The organism is Flavobacterium sp., from assembly GCF_044348915.1.
Classification (GTDB): Bacteria; Bacteroidota; Bacteroidia; order Flavobacteriales; family Flavobacteriaceae; genus Flavobacterium.
Genome location: NZ_JBIKRX010000157.1, coordinates 1 through 6,043, shown reverse-complemented (window position 1 = coordinate 6,043; position 6,043 = coordinate 1). Strand labels below are relative to the sequence as shown.

At 55.4% G+C, this 6,043-nt stretch carries 3 protein-coding genes; 1 reads left to right on the top strand and 2 read right to left on the bottom strand.

Annotation, left to right across the window (positions count from 1 at the left end):
- Together ACIQ1E_RS14290 and ACIQ1E_RS14285 are read right to left on the bottom strand one after the other, a co-directional pair.
- Window positions 1–2,958: DEAD/DEAH box helicase (locus tag ACIQ1E_RS14290; RefSeq protein WP_396172054.1), on the bottom strand; the 2,958-nt coding region annotated here is incomplete at its 3' end.
- Window positions 2,955–3,782, bottom strand: a complete 828-nt coding sequence (locus ACIQ1E_RS14285) for a WYL domain-containing protein (protein ID WP_396172053.1) — start codon at window positions 3,780–3,782, stop codon at window positions 2,955–2,957. The genes ACIQ1E_RS14290 and ACIQ1E_RS14285, both read right to left, overlap by 4 nt.
- 293 nt (window positions 3,783–4,075) lie before the next feature.
- Here ACIQ1E_RS14285 and ACIQ1E_RS14280 point away from each other — a divergent pair.
- A partial coding sequence (locus tag ACIQ1E_RS14280; protein WP_396172052.1) for an AAA domain-containing protein occupies window positions 4,076–6,043 on the top strand: 1,968 nt, incomplete at its 3' end.

The following is a 6,043-nucleotide window of genomic DNA, read 5'->3' as shown; positions in this document are numbered from 1 at the left end:
CCGGTCCTGATCTGCCGTTTCGTAGCGGAAACGATCTTCGCGCCATGCGCGCACGTCCTGATCGACCTGTGCGGTGTGTTCGCGGGCCTCGAAACTGTAAGGAAGGTCGCCGTCATGGGCGAGCATATCGGCAACCTGTTCGTACAGTTCGCGGAAAAAGAGATTCTGGCGCTTTCCGTCTCGACGCTCCTCGGCTGGCAGCAAGCGAATGGCCGTTGGCGCCATCCGCCACGCCGGAGCTTCGTAACCTACGTTCACCCTCCGAACGAACTGGTGCGCCTCAGCTGCTTTCAGCAAGGTCTCGATCAGCTCATCATATTCTTTGGATGGGACTTGTTGATTGTCCCAAAGCGAGGCCTGACGAAGGGCTTTCCCGAGCTTGCTCTGCCGGCCGGCCCTCAGGATTAGGGCGGCCTCAGTTGCCCTGATCGTATTGTTACGAGGCGGATTGATCATCAGGAAGCCGCACTCGCGAAGGGTGTTTTCCTCCTCGCGATCTATCGCCCACGGAAGTCTAAGCCTATTGCGCGACACTTCCGCTGCCTGTCGAACTTTACCCCGATCGAGCGCGTCAGTCGCAACTGCCAGGCCTTGGCGCATGTTATCGAACAGAATTTCATAGAGCTTGCGCCGCTGGTCCGGTGAAGCCTGAGAAAGGCGCTCGTTGTCCAAAAATTCTTCGTCGTCTTGAACCAGGTCATCAAGACCAGGGAAGCTGGCGGCGACCAGCCCAACCTCTTCAAGGTTTGGATTAGTGTAGCGCCAGCCTCGCCGCAGGTCGGCCCAGAGGCGGTGGGCCAGAATGTCAGAGAGGGTCTCCTGGGCTTCCTGTCTGTTCTGATATCCTTTGGCGTTCGGATCGAGCATCCATTCGCCAAGCCGACCCTTCTCTTCAAGGTCGAAACCTAGTGCCTGCCTTACAGCCTCACCAAACTTGTCTGGCTTGAGCCCTTGCGGGCCTGCAGCCCTAACAGCTCGAAGGATCGCCCCGCGTAAGAGGGTGACAAAGATAAAGTCGTTGAAGTGACCGGCTTGCAGTGCGGCGTCCTGGCGATTGTCGGTAAAGCCCAGAAGCTTACGGGTGTGACGTTCAAGAGTACCGTCACGCTCCATCCAAGCCAAAATTGTCGACACAATCAGGGTTGTCGCTGAACTTCGCCCTTCAGCAGACAGACCTGCCAGCTTATTGATCTCGCGCGCGCCGGATGCTGGCTGATGACCGCATTCGGGGCAGAAACGATACTTGCCAGCAAAGAACCATGCGGGGACCCCGTCATCCCCAAAACTTCCATCAGGGCGCACCAAGACTAAGCGCCCTTCATGTTTACCCCGATGCGATGGCTTCAGGCGCACTTGGTCGTTTGCTGCGACCTCGAGCCATTCATCAGGATAGTCGTTGACGTCGCCTGAGAAACGGAAGTTTTCGTTGACAGCAGGGACCAGATAGCCCGTTTCGGTGCCATCGGGTTCAGCCTCATCTCTTGCTGGTTCATCAATTGGCCGGGCAATGACCCTTTGTGCGCCATCAGCAAAAGTCACTGATACGCTATGATGCTCTTGCCCGCATTCACGGCAGAAGAAGAGAGGGTAAAGTCGTGCCTTCTCATCCTCGGGATGATACTTCTGGCCCTCGAGACTTACCCTGCGTTTTCCGGCTGGCTCAAGTGTCGCATAGGCCTGACCAGCACCAGAAATGAATCGGTGAAGCTTGAAAGCAAGAAAAGCCCGTGTCGAAGTGCCGCCGCGCTGATCTTCCCGCTTACCCATCATGGCCAGCATCTCGGCAATAGCCCGAGTGCAATCAGCCAGCGTCAGCCCTGTTTGTTCAGCCAGCTTCTCTGCGGCATCAGGAAGCGTCATGGGCCTACGTCGACGGAGCTTTTCGCCGTCTTCGAGGCCGATCTGCGTTTCAATCCAGCACGCAAGAGGATGAACTCGCAGGTCCGTATCTGACAACAACGGCGCTAGCGGCTGCAAGACTGCCTGACGCAAAGGCTCGCCAAGTGTTTCAGCTTTGATCTCATGAGAGGTCGCACGGTCAAGCGTTTCATCAATGATACCGCCCGAAGATATCGGCTGCCCAAAAAGCTTGGTCGCGACCTCCGCCACCGCTGCGGCGCGTTCCAGCTCATCTGGCGAGCTGGACATGGTTGCTGACGTGCCAATGCAGATCAGATCCTTCGACGGCGTCAAACGCTGCTTGACCCGCCTTACCAGCATGGCAACGTCAGCGCCTTGGCGTCCTCGATATGTGTGCAGTTCGTCTAGAACTAGAAAGTCGAGGCCCAGAGCGTTTTCGATCACCGCGCGATCAAGCTTCTCCTGCCGCGTCATCAGGAGCTCGAGCATCATGAAGTTGGTTAGCAGGATGTCCGGCTTGTCCTGGGAGATCTGCTGTCGTTCAGTGGGTGTCTCTTGACCCGTGTATCGGGCAACCGTCGGGCGCAAGTGTTCAGGGATGTCTGCTTCAGCGATGAATTTTCTAATTTCGCCAAGCTGCGAGTTAGCCAGAGCATTCATCGGGTAAATGATGATCGCTCTAGTGCGGGGCGCTTCACCTGCCTTCTTAGCACGGATGATGGCATCCACGATCGGAACGAAGAAGCAAAGTGACTTTCCTGATCCAGTGCCAGTTGTGACCACGAAGCTCTCGCGATTTCTCGCCTTGGCAACGGCACGCTCCTGATGCCGGTGAAGGCGGATCGGCGTTCGCTCTGCGCCTACCGCGAAGACTGATGCCAGTTCCGGAGTGACATCACCTGATGCGACAAGCTCATCGATGGACTTTCCCGGCAAAAAGCGGGGGTTGATCGTGATCAGAGGGGCCGGCCAAAATTTGCCCTGCTCGTAAATCTCGCGGATCTGCTGATCGATCTCCGGCGCGCGGATCGAAGAGAAGGAACGCGCAAAGGAAGCGTAACGGTCAACGAGAGCCTTATCGAGGTCGAAGATGTTCATGCCAATGCCCCCGAAACGTCATTTGTATTGAGTAGAATTATCTGCTGATCTTGCGGCTTCCGCGCTGCCGGGTCGTTATCAAGCCCCAACCGCTTCAGCGCATAGTAGAGCAATGCTCTGCGGACAGGGATCGTCACACTTCCATTCTGCATCCCGTAGTCCAGCTCGATTACTTTCTTTTGGTTGGTGCTAAGATCCGGGTGCGGCCCGACCTCAAGCTCCACAACCTCATCCCAAGCGGCGTCTGATACTGCCTGCTGCTTGGCGGCTCGTGTTTGACGCGTTTCGATGATGCGGGAGATAACGAAATCGCGGTACTCGCCGCCCTTCTCGCAGAAGGATCGGGCATGCCAGCGAAAGCCATCGAACGCTAATGCATGAGGGGCTATCCATCGCCACTCTGGATCCGGTGCTGACATCGATTGATACAGGACTTCGATAGCCTCATGCCTCTTGTTGGCGGTGACGATTGAGCGCAAAACAACAGGATCAATTCCACGAGCCGGTGCAGGCGTCGCATCGAATGCCGGTAGGTTGCCGATCCAGGCTTCCTCAGGAGTGATGATCCCTTCAGCTACCGAGCGAACCTGAGAGAGAAATTGAGTTGAGTCCGGCTTCAGAAAAAGCGGTCTGAAAGCCGACGAGCGAACATAGGTCTTCCCGCTCTTGTCATAGACCATGTTGTCTGGGGTTAGGGCAATGTAGCGGTTGAGATCGCCTGAAGCTTGGTTGGGCGACACTCCGAATTTATCGATAAGATCGCTGCGGTTGACGTGCCCTTCCCAGAACAAGCGAAATTCGATGAACTGGAGCTTCTGCTCCACCCCCCATCGTAAACTTGGCTTGCTGTCGTCCACGGACACCCCCGAATCACTTTTCGGAACCTTCCAAAAAGTTGACACATATAACTCTAGATGACAGGCTTCAGGGAAGGCAAGGAAGATGATGGACGATTCTTCTGAGCATCATCTCGGGGCAGTTTAGGGGGCACAGTGGCCAGATCCAACATCAGCGCGCGGCTATGATTGCCTCTCCAACTAAGGCAATCCGACATCCAGATTGTCCAGCACCTATCCACATCTGAGCTTTAGGATCTCACGCCTACATGACTGAGCCTTTGAATTCCCCAGTTAGTCGCTTGATTGCGCTGATCGATTACGTTGAGGCCACTGAGAGAGATCGCCTTAAGATCGAACTGGATTACCGGAATCACAAAGGTTTTGCGTCTTCATTTGAAGAGTTAGACGGGCTCCCCGGTGTCGCGCTTGATTGCGGAGATGACACCGACCCAATTTGGCTCAGGGTTAATCGTCTTGCGAAGGTCACGCCTCCAAGCCCCGAAGATCCTGAATTAGCTCTCTGGGTAACGATCCGAGATGATGTGGAATCTCGGCCGACACTAAAACAGTCTGTCTCCGGAGCCGGCCTGGTGCAGCTGGGCCTTTTCTCGGAAGAAGACGTACCCGACCTAGTGTCACTGGACGATTATGATCGGAAGGCTACGCTCTCAAATGCGCTCGATGCCTGGACTGCATCGGTTTGGGAGCCTTGGTCCTCAACTGAGGGACCGCGCCGACAAACCATAGGCCTTTACAATGCGCTCTATATGCTCAGGCAGCAGCTGGAGGGCGTCAGCGAGATACCTGTTGAATTGGTCTGCGGCATTGGTTTCGCAACGCTAGCGCGGCAAGGTCAGCGCCTCAGGTATCCGCTGCTTTCAATGTCCATGGAGCTTTCTCTTGATGAGGCGTCCCATTGTATAGAAGCTCGCCCTCGTTCCGAAGCTGACCCATACTTGGAGATTGCCACCCTCGATCGAATGGGTCTCAACTCCCTTGATCAATGGCGGATATCCTCTGAAGCGTTCCTCAATCAGCTTGATGAGACAGTTCTCTCGCCTTTTTACGACGAGAGTTTTGAAGCAATCTTGCGCCAGGCTTCAGCGCTTTTGGACGCTGACGGGATTTACCTGCCAGATGCCGAGCCTCACCAGGCTCGCCTAATTCCAAAAATCGAGCAAAACTTTCAGGTATCGAAGGGTGCTGCTTTCTTCCAAAGAGAGCGGCGCGCCACGCAGCTGATGGAAGATCTCCGGCGTTTCAGGGCTTCATTGACTGGGTCGGATGAGCCAATCGATCTGCCACTCGCCGTCAACTCCATCGTCTCTGATCCATCAGGCGAACTGCAAGAAGAAGAATATCCGCAGTTCAGGGGAGTTTCCACAATCCCTGGCGTGACTTCGTCAGATGGAGATGGGAAGGATTTATTCTTTCCAAAGCCATTTAATCGTGAGCAGGTTGAGGTTGTCCAGAGACTAGAAACTCGCCCTGGCGTGGTCGTTCAGGGTCCGCCGGGCACAGGCAAGACCCATACGATTGCCAACATTATTAGCCACTACCTTGCTTTGGGCAAAAGGGTACTGGTCACCTCTCAGAAAGCCCCGGCACTGCGCGTCTTGAGGGATAAACTGCCAGAAGCCGTTCGGCCCCTGGCGGTAAGTCTACTCGACAGCGACCGGGATGGGCTCAAGCAGTTTCAGGAGTCGGTGGATATCATCGCTGAGAAGCTCCAGCGCTTGCGAAGGCATGAGATGGAGCGCGAAATAGCAGACTTAGATGACCAGACAGACAACCTGCATCGTCATCTAGCGCGCATCGATAATGAAGTGGACGCAATTGGGCGTCTCGCGGTGACTTCTGCGCATATCGATGGCGAGACGATAGAGCCTGTCCGAGCGGCGCGGATGATCGTCGCCGAGCCGGAGCTAGCACAGTGGATTGAGGACGAGCTGGACCTCGTCGACGAGCATAAACCGCAGTTTTCAGAGGATGACGTCACCTCCCTGCGTAAAGCCAGGAAAAAAATAGCGGCAGACATTAGCTATTTGGGTTTGGCGTTACCGAAGTCAGGCGACCTTCCTCGGTTGGAGCAGTTGCTCTCGGTACATCGTGACCTATCAAGGGTTGAAGAACTGAGGCGCCAAGTTGCTTCGGGGACCTTGCCGGATCTCAAGGCCAAGGAAGAAGAAGTCGACGCGAAGCTCGAGATACTATCCAGCGAACTCGACGCGCTGAGAGAGATAAGC